12 protein-coding genes and 1 pseudogene are annotated in these 16,213 nt (G+C 45.7%); 11 read left to right on the top strand and 2 right to left on the bottom strand.

All coding sequences use genetic code 11. The features are described 5' to 3' along the window. The 9 genes and pseudogenes from tuf to rpoC form a co-directional block, all read left to right on the top strand. Positions 1-141: pseudogene (gene tuf, locus R2S67_RS21580) on the top strand (elongation factor Tu); the annotation flags it as partial. 266 nt (positions 142-407) lie between these two features. Beyond that, positions 408-788 (top strand): preprotein translocase subunit SecE, encoded by a 381-nt coding sequence (secE, locus tag R2S67_RS21575; RefSeq protein ID WP_005397258.1) that lies wholly within the window; start codon positions 408-410, stop codon positions 786-788. A gap of 13 nt (positions 789-801) precedes the next feature. Next, on the top strand, positions 802-1,350 hold the full coding sequence (gene nusG, locus R2S67_RS21570) for a transcription termination/antitermination protein NusG (protein WP_005384681.1): 549 nt from the start codon (positions 802-804) through the stop codon (positions 1,348-1,350). Between the two features lie 164 nt (positions 1,351-1,514). Next, the gene (gene rplK / locus R2S67_RS21565; RefSeq protein ID WP_005384682.1) at positions 1,515-1,943 is read left to right on the top strand and encodes a 50S ribosomal protein L11; all 429 of its coding nucleotides are present in this window, start codon (positions 1,515-1,517) and stop codon (positions 1,941-1,943) included. 4 nt (positions 1,944-1,947) lie between these two features. Continuing rightward, complete coding sequence (rplA, locus tag R2S67_RS21560) at positions 1,948-2,649, top strand: 50S ribosomal protein L1 (RefSeq protein ID WP_005384683.1); 702 nt, start codon at positions 1,948-1,950, stop codon at positions 2,647-2,649. A 293-nt stretch (positions 2,650-2,942) separates the two neighbouring features. Continuing rightward, a complete protein-coding gene (rplJ, locus tag R2S67_RS21555) occupies positions 2,943-3,437 on the top strand; it encodes a 50S ribosomal protein L10 (protein ID WP_005397270.1) in 495 nt (164 codons plus the stop codon). 57 nt (positions 3,438-3,494) lie between these two features. Then, on the top strand, positions 3,495-3,863 hold the full coding sequence (gene rplL / locus R2S67_RS21550) for a 50S ribosomal protein L7/L12 (RefSeq protein ID WP_005397273.1): 369 nt from the start codon (positions 3,495-3,497) through the stop codon (positions 3,861-3,863). A 252-nt stretch (positions 3,864-4,115) separates the two neighbouring features. Next, positions 4,116-8,144: a DNA-directed RNA polymerase subunit beta gene (rpoB, locus tag R2S67_RS21545; protein WP_005397275.1), complete on the top strand. Its 4,029-nt coding sequence runs from the start codon at positions 4,116-4,118 to the stop codon at positions 8,142-8,144. A gap of 103 nt (positions 8,145-8,247) precedes the next feature. Beyond that, a complete protein-coding gene (gene rpoC / locus R2S67_RS21540; RefSeq protein ID WP_005397277.1) occupies positions 8,248-12,450 on the top strand; it encodes a DNA-directed RNA polymerase subunit beta' in 4,203 nt (1,400 codons plus the stop codon). Between the two features lie 187 nt (positions 12,451-12,637). Here rpoC and R2S67_RS21535 read toward each other — a convergent pair whose 3' ends face one another. Beyond that, the gene (locus R2S67_RS21535; RefSeq protein ID WP_031780615.1) at positions 12,638-13,129 is read right to left on the bottom strand and encodes an Rsd/AlgQ family anti-sigma factor; all 492 of its coding nucleotides are present in this window, start codon (positions 13,127-13,129) and stop codon (positions 12,638-12,640) included. Between the two features lie 177 nt (positions 13,130-13,306). Here R2S67_RS21535 and nudC point away from each other — a divergent pair, with 177 nt between their 5' ends. Then, positions 13,307-14,104 carry an NAD(+) diphosphatase gene (gene nudC / locus R2S67_RS21530; RefSeq protein WP_317347008.1) on the top strand — a complete coding sequence of 266 codons (798 nt, stop codon included), beginning with the start codon at positions 13,307-13,309 and terminating at the stop codon, positions 14,102-14,104. A 247-nt stretch (positions 14,105-14,351) separates the two neighbouring features. Continuing rightward, positions 14,352-15,419, top strand: a complete 1,068-nt coding sequence (gene hemE / locus R2S67_RS21525; RefSeq protein WP_006743188.1) for a uroporphyrinogen decarboxylase — start codon at positions 14,352-14,354, stop codon at positions 15,417-15,419. Positions 15,420-15,640: 221 nt separating this feature from the next. Here hemE and R2S67_RS21520 read toward each other — a convergent pair whose 3' ends face one another. Further along, entirely contained in the window at positions 15,641-16,213 is a 573-nt protein-coding gene (locus R2S67_RS21520; protein ID WP_005382518.1) for a uracil-DNA glycosylase family protein, read from the bottom strand.

Below are 16,213 nucleotides of genomic sequence, written 5' to 3'. Positions count from 1 at the left end.
GAAATGGTAATGCCAGGTGACAACGTACAGATGACTGTTGAGCTAATCGCACCAATCGCAATGGACGAAGGTCTACGTTTCGCGATCCGTGAAGGTGGCCGTACAGTAGGTGCTGGTGTTGTTGCTAAGATCTTCGACTAATTCATAGCGAATTAGCGATGCTTTCGGAAAATCTTGAATTAGATTTGACGAACCAGTAGCAAAAAGGGCATCATTTGATGCCCTTTTTCTGCACTCAACATTATTTTTGCTGTTTTCTTGTTCAGAAGTGGGTTGGGCGCAGAGCAAGATTAAGCAAAGATGCTTAATCTTAAGAAGAGTACGCTGATTTTTTCAGCGATATGGAGTTTGCCCTGCAACAGCGGGGTTGTTGTCGTCTATATTAAGACTTGTAACAGGTTGGTTTTATGAAAGCAAATAATGCTGAAACTCCTGATAGCTCAAACGCAGCAGATACGTTTAAGTGGTTAGCCGCTTTCGTATTGGCAGCTGCCGCTGTTGTGGGTAATTACCTGTATGGTGAAATGTCTGTAGTGGTTCGTGCTGCAGGCGTTGTTGTTCTTATTGCAGCTGCCTTAGGCGTTGCAGCAACAACGACTAAAGGTAAAGCAGCGATCAGTTTTGCAAAAGAATCGCGTATGGAAGTACGTAAAGTTGTTTGGCCTACTCGCCAAGAAACCATGCAAACAACACTGATCGTTTTAGCTGTAAGTATTGTAATGGCTCTAGTGCTATGGGGTATTGACGGAATTATGGTTCGTCTAGTAGCTCTAGCAACTGGGGTATAGAGGGTTTTTATTCATGAGTGAAGCTCCAAAAAAACGCTGGTATGTGGTTCAAGCCTTCTCTGGATTTGAAGGTCGTGTAGCTCAATCTCTGCGCGAGCATATCAAAATGCACGGCATGGAAGAGCTATTCGGTGAAGTACTGGTTCCTACTGAAGAAGTAGTAGAAATGCGCGCGGGTCAGCGTCGCAAATCTGAGCGTAAGTTCTTCCCAGGTTACGTCCTTGTTCAGATGATTATGAACGATGAATCATGGCACCTAGTACGCAGTGTGCCGCGTGTCATGGGCTTCATTGGTGGTACCTCAGACCGTCCGGCACCTATCACGGATAAAGAGGCTGACGCGATTCTTAATCGTCTTGAGAAAGCGAGTGAAGCGCCTCGTCCACGTACAATGTACGAAGCGGGTGAAGTGGTACGTGTTAACGAAGGTCCATTTGCTGACTTCAACGGTACTGTTGAAGAAGTGGATTACGAGAAGAGCCGCCTGAAAGTGTCTGTCTCGATCTTTGGTCGTGCGACACCAGTTGAGCTTGAATTTGGTCAGGTTGAAAAGCTGGACTAAGACTCTTCGTTAAAGAGTATAAAAAATCACCTTTTTAGGGTTGTATAAGGCGCGGATTATGACTATAATTTCGCGCCTTTTTACTTCAAGTGAAGTAAAAAGTTTCTTACACAAACGGGGAGCTGATCCGCGATTAGCGTTTGTACCCAAACTTAGGAATTATCATGGCTAAGAAAGTTGAAGCTTACATCAAGCTACAAGTTGCTGCTGGTATGGCTAACCCTAGTCCACCAGTAGGTCCTGCACTAGGTCAACACGGTGTGAACATCATGGAATTCTGTAAAGCGTTCAACGCAAAAACAGAATCTATTGAGAAAGGTCTACCAACTCCAGTAGTTATCACAGTATACAGCGACCGTTCTTTCACGTTCGTAACTAAGACTCCACCTGCTGCAGTTCTTCTTAAGAAAGCTGCTGGCGTTAAGTCTGGTTCAGGTCGTCCAAACACTGAAAAAGTTGGTACTGTAACTGACGCTCAAATCCAAGAAATCGCAGAAACTAAAGCTGCTGATATGACTGGTGCTGACATCGAAGCGATGAAGCGTTCTATCGCTGGTACTGCTCGTTCAATGGGCCTAGTGGTAGAGGGTTAATAAGATGGCAAAACTAACTAAGCGCATGCGCGTAATCCGCGAAAAAGTTGACGTAACTAAAGAATACGAAATCAACGAAGCTGTTGCTCTTCTTCAAGAACTAGCGACTGCGAAATTCGTTGAGTCTGTAGACGTTGCTGTTAACCTAGGCATTGATGCTCGTAAATCTGACCAGAACGTACGTGGTGCAACTGTACTACCTCACGGTACTGGCCGCGAAATCCGCGTTGCAGTGTTCACTCAAGGTGCTAACGCTGAAGCAGCTAAAGAAGCTGGCGCAGACATCGTAGGTATGGAAGATCTTGCTGAGCAAGTTAAGAAAGGCGAAATGAACTTTGACGTAGTTGTTGCTTCTCCAGATGCAATGCGCGTTGTAGGTCAACTAGGTACTATCCTAGGTCCTCGCGGTCTTATGCCAAACCCTAAAGTTGGTACTGTAACTCCTAACGTTGCTGAAGCAGTTAAAAACGCTAAAGCTGGTCAGGTTCGTTACCGTAACGACAAAAACGGCATCATCCACACTACTATCGGTAAAGCAAACTTCTCTGCTGAGCAGATCAAAGAGAACCTAGAAGCACTTCTAGTTGCTCTGAAGAAAGCTAAGCCATCTTCAGCGAAAGGTACTTTCCTGAAGAAAGTAAGCATCTCTACTACTATGGGTGCTGGTGTTGCTGTTGATCAGGCTAGCCTGAACACTCAAGCATAATTTATTTGCTTAGGCGCAAAATTAGTGTATAATTTTGCGCCTAATATTTGTGGTTGGGGCTGAACTTTGGTTCTTTGAACTGTCTCCTAGTTCGAAATGAATTAAGACCCAGTCTCCGTCCAAGACCGTAGGTGTTTGTGTAAAAACAAACTTAATTATCCTACGTAGATGGTGCCCGAACTGACAGAAAGCTCTATGTAATATAGTTAACTTTCTTCTGGGGAAGCACCTCAATAGCTCTCACTGTCGTGATGATAGTGAGTGGTGTAACGACAACCAGGAGTAAATCCAAGATGGCTTTAAACCTTCAAGACAAAAAAGCAATTGTTGCTGAAGTCAACGAAGCTGCCAGTGGTGCACTTTCTGCAGTTGTAGCTGATTCTCGTGGCGTTCAAGTTGGCGCGATGACTTCTCTACGTAAACAAGCTCGTGAAGCTGGCGTTTACATGAGAGTTGTTCGTAACACTCTTGCTCGTCGTGCGGTTGAAGGTACTGAGTACGAGTGTCTAACTGACACTTTCACTGGTCCTACACTAATCGCATTCTCTAATGAGCACCCAGGTGCTGCAGCGCGTCTTTTCAAAGACTTCGCTAAAGAGAACAAAGATTTCGAGATCAAAGCTGCTGCTTATGAAGGCGCTTTAACTGACGCTGAAGTACTAGCAACACTACCAACTTACGACGAAGCAATTGCACGCCTAATGATGTGCATGAAAGAAGCTTCGGCTGGCAAGCTGGCGCGTACTATCGCAGCTATCCGCGATCAAAAACAAGAAGCAGCGGCATAAGCCTTGCTTTTTACTGGTTGCTTAATAAACTTATTGTTGACTTAAAAGAGAATTGTTATGTCTATTACTAACGAGCAAATCCTAGACGCAGTTGCAGAAATGTCTGTAATGCAAGTTGTTGAACTAATCGAAGCAATGGAAGAGAAATTCGGTGTTTCTGCTGCTGCTGCTGTTGTAGCTGGCGGCGCTGCTGGCGGCGAAGCTGCTGCTGAGCAAACTGAATTCGACGTAATCCTAGAAGCTGCTGGCGGTAACAAAGTTGCTGTAATCAAAGCAGTACGTGGCGCAACTGGCCTAGGTCTTAAAGAAGCTAAAGCTCTTGTAGACGGCGCTCCAGCACCTCTTAAAGAAGGTGTTGAGAAAGCAGAAGCTGAAGCTCTTAAAGCTCAGCTAGAAGAAGCTGGTGCAACTGTTGCTGTTAAGTAATTATTGCATAGTTTCTTAGCCTAACGGCTAATTGGCTGGTGGTTTTTTAACCACCGGCCTTTTTGCGCTGTAGGGTATAGGCGAATTTTCCCGCTGTTTAAGCGCCTGATATCCATGCAAAAAACATTTCATTCTTACGAAATGAAATGTCACTACAGTAAACAGCTATATTAGTCACTGTCCCTTACCCCCCTTAAGTAACTAGGAGCGGGCGGACAGTTTGGGTCACTTATCAGCGAGCTGAGGAACCCCATGGTTTACTCTTATACCGAGAAAAAGCGCATCCGTAAGGACTTTGGTACTCGTCCACAAGTTTTGGACATTCCATACCTGCTATCGATCCAGCTCGATTCGTTCGACAAATTCATCGAACAGGATCCTGAAGGTCAATACGGTCTTGAAGCCGCTTTCCGTTCTGTATTCCCGATTCAGAGCTACAACGGCAATTCTGAGCTGCAATACGTTAGCTACCGTCTTGGTGAGCCAGTTTTTGACGTTAAAGAATGTCAAATCCGCGGTGTAACTTACTCAAAGCCACTACGTGTAAAACTACGCCTAGTTATCTTTGATAAAGACGCGCCAGCAGGTACTGTAAAAGACATTAAAGAACAAGAAGTCTACATGGGTGAAATTCCACTCATGACAGACAATGGTACCTTCGTAATTAACGGTACCGAGAGGGTTATCGTATCCCAGCTGCACCGAAGCCCAGGCGTGTTCTTCGACAGCGATAAGGGTAAGACCCACTCTTCAGGTAAAGTTTTATACAACGCACGTGTTATTCCTTACCGTGGTTCATGGCTTGATTTCGAGTTTGATCCTAAGGATAACTTGTACGTTCGTATCGACCGCCGTCGTAAGCTACCAGCATCGATCATTCTTCGTGCACTAGGTAAGTCGACAGAAGAAATCCTAGATCTCTTCTTCGAGAAAGTGAACTTCGAAGTGAAAGACCAAACTCTATTGATGGAGTTGGTTCCAGATCGTCTACGTGGTGAAACTGCGTCATTCGACATCGAAGCGAATGGTAAAGTTTACGTTGAGCAAGGTCGTCGCGTAACAGCTCGTCATATCCGCCAACTAGAAAAAGATGGTGTTGATCACATCGAAGTACCAGTTGAGTACATCGTAGGTAAAGTTGCATCAAAAGATTACATTAATGAAGCAACTGGCGAGATCATTGTTAACGCTAACCAGGAAATCAGCCTGGAAGCACTAGCGAACCTATCTCAGGCTGGCCACAAAGCGCTAGAAGTTCTATTTACGAACGATCTAGACCACGGTCCATTCATGTCAGAAACGCTACGTATCGACAGCACGGTTGATCGTATTTCTGCATTGGTAGAAATCTACCGCATGATGCGCCCTGGTGAGCCGCCAACAAAAGAAGCTGCAGAAGCTCTATTCGAAAGCCTATTCTTCTCTGAAGAGCGTTACGATCTATCGACTGTTGGTCGTATGAAGTTCAACAGCTCAATCGGCCGTGAAGATGCTCAAGAGCAAGGTACACTTGATGAAACTGATATCATCGAAGTGATGAAGAAGCTGATCGCGATCCGTAACGGTAAGGGCGAAGTGGACGATATCGACCACCTAGGCAACCGTCGTATCCGTTCTGTAGGCGAAATGGCTGAGAACCAGTTCCGTGTAGGTCTAGTACGTGTTGAGCGTGCAGTTAAAGAGCGTCTAAGCCTAGGCGATCTTGACGCAATCATGCCTCAAGACTTGATCAACGCGAAGCCAATTTCTGCGGCAGTTAAAGAATTCTTTGGCTCTTCACAGCTTTCACAGTTCATGGACCAAAACAACCCGCTATCAGAAGTAACGCACAAGCGTCGTATTTCTGCATTGGGTCCTGGCGGTCTAACTCGTGAACGTGCTGGCTTCGAAGTACGTGACGTACACGTAACGCACTACGGTCGTCTATGTCCTATCGAAACGCCTGAAGGTCCAAACATCGGTCTGATCAACTCTCTATCTGCGTTTGCGCGTTGTAACGAGTACGGTTTCCTAGAGACACCATACCGTCGCGTTGTAGATGGCGTAGTAACAGACGAAGTAGATTACCTGTCTGCAATCGAAGAAGGCCAATTTGTTATCGCTCAGGCGAACGCTAAGCTAAACGAAGATGGTACTTTTGCAGATGAGCTGATCACAGCTCGTCAGAAAGGTGAATCTGGTCTACACCCTCGTGAGCACGCTCAGTACATGGACGTTGCGACAAACCAGGTTGTATCTATCGCTGCATCGCTTATCCCGTTCCTAGAACACGATGATGCGAACCGTGCATTGATGGGTGCGAACATGCAACGTCAGGCAGTTCCGACACTGAAAGCTGACAAACCGCTTGTTGGTACTGGTATTGAACGTAACGTAGCCGTTGACTCAGGTGTAACTGCAGTTGCGAAACGTGGTGGTGTAATCCAGTCAGTAGATGCTTCTCGTATCGTTGTTAAAGTAAACGAAGAAGAGCTAGTACCAGGTGAAGCTGGTATCGATATCTACAACCTGACTAAATACACACGTTCTAACCAGAACACATGTATTAACCAACGCCCATGTGTGATGCCAGGTGAACCTGTATCACGCGGTGACGTGCTTGCTGATGGTCCTTCGACAGACCTAGGTGAGCTAGCGCTTGGTCAAAACATGCGTATCGCGTTCATGCCTTGGAACGGTTACAACTTCGAAGACTCGATCTTAGTATCTGAGCGCGTAGTTCAAGAAGACCGCTTCACGACAATCCACATTCAAGAACTTACTTGTGTGGCGCGTGATACTAAGCTGGGCTCTGAAGAGATTACAGCTGATATTCCAAACGTAGGTGAATCTGCTCTGTCTAAACTAGACGAGTCAGGTATCGTTTACATCGGTGCTGAAGTTAAGGGTGGCGACATCCTAGTTGGTAAAGTAACACCTAAAGGTGAAACTCAGCTAACGCCTGAAGAGAAGCTACTACGTGCTATCTTCGGTGAAAAAGCATCTGATGTTAAAGATACTTCACTACGTGTACCTAACTCTGTATCAGGTACGATCATCGACGTTCAAGTCTTCACTCGCGATGGCGTAGAGAAAGACAAGCGTGCGCTTGAAATCGAACAGATGCAGCTTAAAGAAGCGAAGAAAGACCTAACTGAAGAATTCCAGATTCTTGAGGGTGGCCTTCTAAACCGTGTTAAAGCTGTATTGATTGAAGGCGGTTACTCTGAAGCGAAACTAGACACGACTGATCGTAAGAAGTGGCTAGAGCTAACGCTAGAAGATGACGCACTACAAACTCAGCTTGAGCAACTTGCTGAGCAGTGGGACGAGCTAAAAGCTGACTTCGATAAGAAGTTCGAAACTAAACGTCGTAAGATCACTCAAGGTGATGATTTAGCACCTGGCGTACTGAAGATCGTTAAGGTTTACCTAGCGGTTAAACGTCGCATTCAGCCTGGTGATAAGATGGCGGGTCGTCACGGTAACAAGGGTGTAATCTCTAAGATCAACCCTGTTGAAGACATGCCATACGATGAAAAAGGTCAGCCTGTAGACATCGTACTTAACCCACTGGGTGTACCTTCGCGTATGAACATCGGTCAGATCCTAGAAGTACACTTAGGTCTGGCAGCGAAAGGTATCGGTGACAAGATCAACCAGATGGTTAAAGAGCAGCAAGAACTAGCGAAATTCCGTGAGTTCCTACAAAAAGTTTACGACCTAGGCGACACTCGCCAGAAAGTAGACATTGCTTCTCTATCTGATGATGAAGTACGTACTCTGATCAAGAACTTGCGTGGCGGTCTACCAATCGCGACTCCTGTATTTGATGGTGCTCCAGAAGAGTCAATCAAAGCACTTCTTGAGCTAGCAGATCTACCAACATCAGGTCAGCTAACGCTATTTGATGGTCGCACAGGTGATGCGTTTGAGCGTCCTGTAACTGTTGGTTACATGTACATGCTGAAACTGAACCACCTTGTTGATGACAAGATGCACGCTCGTTCAACTGGTTCGTACAGCCTAGTAACTCAGCAGCCACTAGGTGGTAAAGCTCAGTTCGGTGGTCAGCGTTTCGGTGAGATGGAAGTATGGGCACTAGAAGCATACGGTGCTGCTTACACGCTACAAGAAATGCTAACGGTTAAGTCGGATGACGTTAACGGCCGTACTAAGATGTACAAGAACATCGTAGACGGTAACCACAGCATGGAACCTGGCATGCCAGAATCGTTCAACGTACTGTTGAAAGAGATCCGCTCGCTAGGTATCAACATCGAGCTAGAAGACGAAGAGTAATCCTTTCTCTCTTGATGAAAGTCGAGAGAATCAAAGCGATTATTTGGAAGAAGGTGCTCACTTTAGCGAGTGAGCTCCTTTTAACTCCTTACAGGAGCTGATTGTGAAAGACTTATTAAACTTTCTAAAAGCACAGCATAAGACCGAAGAATTTGATGCAATCAAAATCGGTCTATCTTCACCAGACATGATCCGTTCATGGTCTTTTGGTGAAGTTAAAAAACCTGAAACGATCAACTATCGTACGTTCAAACCTGAACGCGATGGTCTGTTCTGTGCGCGTATCTTTGGTCCAGTTAAAGACTACGAATGTCTTTGTGGTAAGTACAAGCGCCTGAAGCACCGTGGTGTTATCTGTGAGAAGTGTGGTGTAGAAGTTACACAAACTAAAGTTCGTCGTGACCGTATGGGCCACATTGAACTGGCTTCACCAGTAGCTCACATCTGGTTCCTAAAATCGCTACCGTCTCGTATCGGTCTACTGATGGATATCCCTCTACGTGATATCGAACGTGTTCTTTACTTCGAAATGTACGTAGTAACAGAACCAGGTATGACTGATCTAGAAAAAGGTCAGATGCTTACGGAAGAAGAGTATCTAGATCGTCTAGAAGAGTGGGGCGACGAGTTCACTGCTAAGATGGGTGCGGAAGCTATCAAGGACCTACTAGGTTCTATGGATATGCACGCTGAAGCAGAACAAATGCGTGAAGAGTTAGAGACAACAAACTCTGAAACTAAGCGTAAGAAAGTAACTAAGCGTCTTAAGCTGGTAGAAGCGTTCATCGCATCGGGTAACAACCCAGAGTGGATGATCCTAACAGTACTTCCAGTACTTCCGCCAGATCTACGTCCTCTAGTACCTCTAGATGGCGGTCGCTTTGCGACTTCTGATCTTAACGATCTATACCGTCGTGTGATCAACCGTAACAACCGTTTGAAGCGTCTTCTAGAGCTAGCTGCTCCGGACATCATCGTACGTAACGAAAAACGTATGCTGCAAGAGTCTGTTGATGCGCTACTAGATAACGGTCGTCGTGGTCGTGCGATCACAGGTTCTAACAAGCGTCCTCTGAAATCTCTTGCTGATATGATCAAGGGTAAACAAGGTCGTTTCCGTCAGAACCTTCTAGGTAAACGTGTAGACTACTCTGGCCGTTCTGTAATCACAGTAGGTCCATACCTTCGTCTACACCAGTGTGGTCTTCCTAAGAAGATGGCACTTGAGCTATTCAAACCATTCATCTACAGCAAGCTAGAGACTCGTGGTCTTGCGACTACAATCAAAGCTGCTAAGAAAATGGTAGAGCGTGAAGAAGCGGTCGTTTGGGATATCCTAGACGAAGTAATCCGTGAACACCCAGTACTATTGAACCGTGCACCGACACTTCACCGTCTCGGTATCCAGGCGTTCGAACCAGTACTAATCGAAGGTAAAGCGATTCAGCTACACCCACTTGTATGTGCGGCGTACAACGCGGACTTCGATGGTGACCAAATGGCGGTTCACGTACCTCTAACTCTAGAGGCACAGCTTGAAGCTCGTACTCTGATGATGTCGACAAACAACATTCTGTCGCCAGCGTCAGGTGATCCGATCATCGTACCTTCTCAGGACGTTGTATTGGGTCTGTACTACATGACTCGTGAAAAGATCAACGTGAAAGGTGAAGGCATGTACCTTTCTGGCCCAGAAGAGGCTGAGAAAGCATACCGCACTAAACAAGCTGAGCTTCACGCACGCGTTAAAGTACGTATTACAGAAACCGTTGTAGACGAAGACGGCAACAGCACTACAGAAACCAAGATGGTAGACACCACTGTTGGTCGTGCAATGCTATGGCAAATCGTGCCAGCTGGTCTACCGTACAGCATCGTTAACCAAAAGCTAGGTAAGAAGCAAATCTCTAACCTACTTAACGAGGCGTACCGTAAACTAGGTCTGAAAGACACTGTAATCTTCGCTGACCAAATCATGTACACCGGTTTCGCATACGCGGCACTTTCTGGTGTATCTGTTGGTATCGACGATATGGTTGTACCAGCAGCTAAGTACACTGAAATCGCAGAAGCGGAAGAAGAAGTACGTGAAATCCAGGAACAGTACCAATCAGGTCTTGTTACTGCGGGCGAACGCTACAACAAAGTTATCGATATCTGGGCATCGACCAACGACCGTGTTGCGAAAGCAATGATGGAAAACCTTTCATCTGAAACGGTAGTTAACCGTGACGGTGAAGAGGAACAGCAAGAGTCATTCAACAGCATCTACATGATGGCGGACTCGGGCGCTCGTGGTTCTGCAGCTCAGATTCGTCAGCTTGCGGGTATGCGTGGTCTGATGGCGCGTCCAGATGGTTCAATCATCGAAACGCCGATCACAGCGAACTTTAAAGAAGGTCTAAACGTACTTCAGTACTTTATCTCAACGCACGGTGCTCGTAAGGGTCTTGCGGATACGGCACTGAAAACAGCGAACTCGGGTTACCTAACTCGTCGTCTGGTAGACGTTGCTCAAGATGTTGTTGTAACTGAACATGACTGTGGCACTCACGAGGGTGTTGACATGATGCCTCACATCGAGGGTGGTGATGTTAAAGTTGCACTTTCTGAGCTTGCTCTTGGTCGTGTTGTTGCTGAAGACGTACTAAAACCTGGCACTGAAGACGTTCTTATTCCACGTAACACCCTGATCGATGAGAAGTGGTGTCAAATCATGGAAGAGAACTCAGTAGACAGCATGAAAGTGCGCTCTGTAGTAACGTGTGATTCTGACTTCGGTTGTTGTGCACAGTGTTACGGTCGTGACCTAGCACGTGGCCACCTAGTGAACCAAGGTGAAGCAGTAGGTGTTATCGCTGCTCAGTCTATCGGTGAACCAGGTACACAGCTTACCATGCGTACGTTCCACATCGGTGGTGCGGCATCGACAGCAGCGGCAGAGAACAGTGTTCAAGTTAAGAACAACGGTTCTATCAAGCTACACAACGCTAAATCTGTACTAGCAGATGACGGTAAGATCGTTATCACTTCTCGTGCGACAGAGCTAACTATTATTGATGAGTTTGGTCGTACGAAAGAGAAACACAAACTGCCTTACGGTACGCTACTAAGCAAAGGCGATGGCGATACAGTTCAAGCTGGCGAAACAGTTGCAAACTGGGAAGCGCACACACTACCTATCATTACTGAGGTAGCAGGTCGAATCCAGTTTGTAGATATGATCGACGGCGTAACAGTATCTCGTCAAACTGATGACCTAACTGGTCTATCTTCAAGCGAAGTAACTGACCCAGCAGCTCGCCCTTCAGCAGGTAAAGATATGCGTCCAGCTATCAAACTTGTTGATGAGCAAGGTAACGATGTAATGATCCCTGGTACTGATATGCCAGCTCACTACTTCCTACCTGGTAAAGCGATTGTGAACATCGAAGATGGCGCAGCAGTAGGTGTTGGTGCGACACTAGCACGTATTCCTCAGAAGTCTGGCGGTAACAAAGATATCACCGGTGGTCTTCCACGAGTTGCTGACCTATTTGAAGCACGTAAGCCGAAAGAGCCTGCAATCCTTGCTGAGCACACAGGTACTGTGAGCTTCGGTAAAGAGACCAAAGGTAAACGTCGCCTAGTGATCACACGTGAAAGCGGTGAAGCTTACGAAGAGATGATTCCTAAGCATCGTCAGTTGAACGTATTCGAAGGTGAAAAAGTTGAACGTGGTGACGTGATCGCAGATGGTCCAGAGTCTCCACACGACATCCTACGTCTACGTGGCGTACACGCGGTAACGCAGTACATTGCTAACGAAGTACAGGAAGTTTACCGTCTACAAGGCGTTAAGATTAACGATAAGCACATTGAAACTATCGTTCGTCAGATGCTACGTAAGTGTACTATTACTCACTCTGGTGACTCTGAGTTCCTACCTGGTGAGCAGATTGAGTACTCACAAGTTAAGATTGCTAACCGTAACCTAGAAGCTGAAGGCAAAGAGCCTGCACGTTTCGAACGTGAACTACTAGGTATCACTAAAGCATCTCTAGCGACTGAGTCGTTCATCTCTGCGGCATCGTTCCAGGAGACAACTCGCGTACTAACAGAAGCAGCGGTTTCTGGTAAGCGTGATGACCTACGTGGTCTGAAAGAGAACGTAATTGTTGGTCGTCTGATCCCAGCTGGTACTGGTTTCGCATACCACCAAGAGCGTCAAGCTAAACGTTCTGAAGCGCAAGATGGTCCTTCTGCTGAGCAAGCAACGGATAACCTAGCGGCACTTCTAAACGCTGGTTTCTCTTCTGAAGAGTAAGCCATTTAACTAGTAATCGTTAGAAGCTTAAGAAAAAAGGCACCTTCGGGTGCCTTTTTAGTTTTTATCCTGCCTTTTTCTTCGAGAGGGTTCTTAGAGAAGGTAATAGTGATAAGGCTAGAAACAAAAAAGACCGACGATGATCGTCAGTCTTTTCTATCCTTCAGTCTCTGAGTATTCGCAAACACTAAGCCCCTGGGGGCATAGACAGACTTTCTGCGATCTGCTGTATCAGATAGTCCTCGACTTCAAATCGAGTCTCAAGAATTTCGCCAATGAGACACATATCAGAATCGAAATCATCTAATTCATCATCTTCAGTAACTTCTGAGTACTTATCGTTAAAGTTCAATAGTGGTTCAGTTGTCAGGACTATTTGGCCATAAGTTTGATTGATCTCATTGGTCACGACAAAGCCAGTCGCTTTCCAGCGATCCATAACCATGTCATAGATTTTAAAATGGCCCTCGGAGATGTAATCAACGAGATGCTGACAGAAATCCTGCAATTCGGAAGGAGATGGGAGTTCAATAACATTGGTTTTCGAACAAGGTTGCAGTGCTGCAAGCTTACAATATTCAACAATCAGGGATTGTCTTGTCTCTAACCAGTGATCAATGACATCACTTGAGCCACCCCACTGGTCTTGTGTTTGTTTGAATTTTTTTAGCATGACCATGCCCTCATGATCTGATCGCCTGTTGGCGAACGTATCCTTTGCAAAGCAAAGTTAGTAAAGTTATTACAAACTCTTGTCCTTACTAGAATTTAGAGTGCGAATTTACTTAACGACAAACTCTAGTATGAAATTAGATTGCCAGTAAAATGAACGAACTTCAAGCAAAGGGATGGTGTAATGTTAAGAAAAGGTGATGTTAACCGCGCGATAAATGCATACTGGTGTGTTGTTGCAAGAAGTGAAATTTGGCTGGTGGATGGTGCTGTGCCTTTCGGGTCTGCAGAGCAGTTATCACTGCCTGAAGTGAGTGCAAGACCCATTGGTGAGTATTCTGGTTCGCCCGTCATGTGGCTTAATTTGTCTGATTTGGAGCATGATCTACCATTAGTCTCACTGCGTGACTGCCTGCATTTTCCTGAGCCATTATTTATGTTGTTAAGTAAAGCGGTTCAGTATGGGCACATGACGCAAAGTCTGCGTTTTTGCCCACAGTGCGGTGGAAGAAACTTTCTTAATAATAACCAGCTAGCTATGCAGTGTGGCGAATGCCGTACCCTCCATTATCCTCGAATATTTCCGTGTATTATCGTTGCTGTACGTAAAGAAAATCAGATCTTATTAGCCCAACATCCAAGGCATCGAAATGGTATGTATACGGTTATTGCTGGCTTCTTAGAAGTCGGTGAGACATTAGAAGAGTGTGTGGCTCGAGAAATTCATGAAGAAACGGGAATTCTCGTTAAAAATATTCGTTACTTTGGCAGCCAGCCTTGGGCTTTCCCATCGAGTATGATGATGGGGTTTTTAGCTGACTATGAATCGGGAGAGTTAAGTCCAGACTACACTGAGCTGTCTGATGCACAATGGTTTGGTATTGACGAGATGCCGCCTGTTGCGCCTAAAGGAACGATTGCAAGAGCGCTTATCGAACAAACGCTACAAGATATTGATTCTAATTATCTGATAAATAGATAAAAAAAACCCTCCGAGAGGGAGGGGGTAAGTAAGATGTCGTTATGAGATGCTGAGTACTGGGTACTCAGTTTATAATTGTAGTTTTCGCTAGCGAACAAATTTTTAACACTGATACCGATTGGGTGCAAATTAAGCATTGATTTAAAAGTTAATAACTTGATCCAGGTTGCAAAGCACACAGCTATTGGACTTAAATCAGTGATAGAATACCCCCTTTCACAGAAAGCCTAACAGTTGGAATTACGGAATGACTGAATTAAAAAATGATCGTTATCTGCGTGCGCTTTTAAAAGAGCCGGTAGATTACACGCCAGTATGGATGATGCGCCAGGCAGGTCGTTACCTACCAGAATACAAAGCGACTCGTGCAGAAGCGGGTGATTTCATGTCTTTGTGTCGAAATGCAGAATTAGCATCCGAAGTGACACTTCAACCATTACGCCGTTTTCCTCTTGATGCCGCGATCTTATTCTCTGACATCTTAACGATTCCAGATGCAATGGGGCTTGGTTTACGTTTTGCTGCGGGCGAAGGACCTGTTTTTGATAACCCAATTACATGCAAAGCCGACGTGGAAAAAATTGGTTTGCCAGATCCTGAAGGTGAACTGCAATACGTAATGAACGCAGTACGCCAGATCCGTAAAGACCTGAAGGGTGAAGTGCCGCTGATTGGTTTTTCTGGTAGTCCTTGGACTCTTGCGACGTACATGATCGAAGGTGGCAGTTCTAAAGCCTTCACCAAGATCAAGAAAATGATGTACGCGGAACCACAAACTCTGCACTTACTTCTAGATAAGCTGGCAGACAGCGTTATCGAGTACCTAAACGCGCAAATTAAAGCAGGCGCGCAGTCGGTAATGGTATTTGACACATGGGGTGGCGTACTGACGCCTCGTGACTACAACCTGTTCTCACTGCAATACATGCACAAGATTGTAGATGGTCTGATTCGTGAAAACGATGGTCGTCGCGTGCCAGTCACACTGTTTACTAAGAATGGCGGTATGTGGCTTGAGCAAATCGCAGCAACGGGCTGTGATGCGGTTGGTCTAGACTGGACAATCAACATTGCAGACGCGAAGGCACGTATCGGTGATAAAGTGGCGCTGCAAGGTAACATGGACCCATCCATGCTTTACGCTTCACCAGAGCGTATCCGCGAAGAAGTAGCGGATATCCTAGAAGGCTTTGGTGATACGGGTACTGGTCATGTGTTCAACCTAGGCCATGGTATCCACTTGGATGTGCCGCCAGAAAACGCGGGCGTATTTGTGGAAGCGGTACACGAGCTATCTAAGCCATACCACAAGTAAGTTAGATTTTTTTGAAATCAAATGCCGGCATTCAGTGCCGGTATTTTTTTACCTAAAACTCAAGGCCGTACAGCTCTGGTAGTATTTGGTCTACTATGATCTAATTACTACTCTAGCTGTACACTAGATGTTAAAGTTTAATATAAACAGGTACTTATGATTTCTGGTTTTATGTTCTAATTTTCTTGTACAGATAAGCAAGCAATTAGATCATGGGTAACCTAAAGCATCGAGTGAACGCGTTTTTTAAGGTACGGCACGACGTCAGATTCAAACCAAGGATTCTTCTTTAGCCATAATGTATTGCGTGGAGACGGGTGAGGAAGCGGGATAAAGTCCGGTTCCCAATCCTGCCATTGTTGAACGGTTTGCGTTAGTGTCTTTGGTTTGTTGGTGAGATAGTACTGCTGCGAGTACTGACCAATTAGTAGAGTGAGCTCTATATTGGGCAGTTGCTCAAGAATCTTTTTATGCCAAGTGGGCGCACATTCTTTACGAGGCGGTAAATCACCAGAGTTCCCTTTGCCTGGATAACAGAATCCCATTGGGACAATGGCAATTTTATTTGGGTCGTAGAAAACGTCTTTGTCGATATCGAGCCATTGGCGTAATCGATCACCACTTGGGTCATTCCAAGGTATCGAGGTTTTGTGTACACGTGTGCCAGGGGCCTGACCGATGATTAGGATGCGTGCCCCTTTTGCGGCTTGTACGACAGGGTTTGCGCCCAAAGGTAAATTATCCGCGCATATCTGGCAGGCCCTCACTTGTTGCAATAGCTCGTCTAACGACAT

It is taken from the genome of Vibrio sp. T13N (genome assembly GCF_032970445.1).
Taxonomy (GTDB): domain Bacteria; phylum Pseudomonadota; class Gammaproteobacteria; order Enterobacterales; family Vibrionaceae; genus Vibrio; species Vibrio diabolicus.
The sequence above is the reverse complement of the archived record's forward strand: the minus strand, read 5'-3'. Positions and strand labels throughout refer to the sequence as shown.

Bases quoted from the DNA above. Each gene is read 5' to 3' on its own strand.
- secE (WP_005397258.1), top strand. From the start codon at position 408: ATGAAAGCAAATAATGCTGAAACTCCTGATAGCTCAAACGCAGCAGAT.
- nusG (WP_005384681.1), top strand. From the start codon at position 802: ATGAGTGAAGCTCCAAAAAAACGCTGGTATGTGGTTCAAGCCTTCTCT.
- rplK (WP_005384682.1), top strand. From the start codon at position 1,515: ATGGCTAAGAAAGTTGAAGCTTACATCAAGCTACAAGTTGCTGCTGGT.
- rplA (WP_005384683.1), top strand. From the start codon at position 1,948: ATGGCAAAACTAACTAAGCGCATGCGCGTAATCCGCGAAAAAGTTGAC.
- rplJ (WP_005397270.1), top strand. From the start codon at position 2,943: ATGGCTTTAAACCTTCAAGACAAAAAAGCAATTGTTGCTGAAGTCAAC.
- rplL (WP_005397273.1), top strand. From the start codon at position 3,495: ATGTCTATTACTAACGAGCAAATCCTAGACGCAGTTGCAGAAATGTCT.
- rpoB (WP_005397275.1), top strand. From the start codon at position 4,116: ATGGTTTACTCTTATACCGAGAAAAAGCGCATCCGTAAGGACTTTGGT.
- R2S67_RS21535 (WP_031780615.1), bottom strand. From the start codon at position 13,129: ATGGTCATGCTAAAAAAATTCAAACAAACACAAGACCAGTGGGGTGGC.
- nudC (WP_317347008.1), top strand. From the start codon at position 13,307: ATGTTAAGAAAAGGTGATGTTAACCGCGCGATAAATGCATACTGGTGT.
- hemE (WP_006743188.1), top strand. From the start codon at position 14,352: ATGACTGAATTAAAAAATGATCGTTATCTGCGTGCGCTTTTAAAAGAG.
- R2S67_RS21520 (WP_005382518.1), bottom strand. From the start codon at position 16,213: ATGTCGTTAGACGAGCTATTGCAACAAGTGAGGGCCTGCCAGATATGC.